1 protein-coding gene is annotated in these 549 nt (G+C 71.9%); it reads left to right on the top strand.

Going from position 1 to position 549, the window contains the following annotated elements; all coding sequences use genetic code 11:
• The coding region (locus ABD086_RS25265; protein ID WP_343911456.1) for an HNH endonuclease signature motif containing protein at positions 1-549 on the top strand (549 nt) is incomplete at both ends.

Below are 549 nucleotides of genomic sequence, written 5' to 3'. Positions count from 1 at the left end.
TTCACCATCCCCACCTTCCACGGTGCTGCCCTGCGCAAGATCATCGCGGCGATCATGGCGGCCAAGCACCAGACCGCCACCAAGGGCGCCGGCGCCGCCGCCGAGCGCCGGCCCACGCCCGAGGCGATGGGGCAGGCGTTCTGCGAGTTCATCGAGCGCTACCCCGTCGACCGGGTCCCACACACCGGTGGGGTGTCGGCGACCGTGGTGGTGCTGATGGACCTCGACGTCCTCCTCGGCCGGCTCGAGAAGGCCTGCGTGCTCGACACCGGGGAGAAGATCTCACCGGGAGAGGCCCGGCGGCTGGCGTGCGAGGCCGGGATCATCCCCGTCGTCCTGGGCGGGGACTCCCAACCCCTCGACGTCGGCCGGAAGCGGCGGTACTTCACCGAGGCCCAACGCATCGCCATGCTGGTCCGCGACCGGGGCTGCCGCGCCGAGGGCTGCGACCGCACCAGCGGCCTGCACGCCCACCACAAGCAACGCTGGACCGACGGCGGCAACACCGACCTCGCCGACGGCGTCTCCCTGTGCCACTGGCACCACAAC

Source organism: Nocardioides aquiterrae, from assembly GCF_039526625.1.
GTDB lineage: Bacteria > Actinomycetota > Actinomycetes > Propionibacteriales > Nocardioidaceae > Nocardioides > Nocardioides aquiterrae.
The sequence above is the reverse complement of the archived record's forward strand: the minus strand, read 5'-3'. Positions and strand labels throughout refer to the sequence as shown.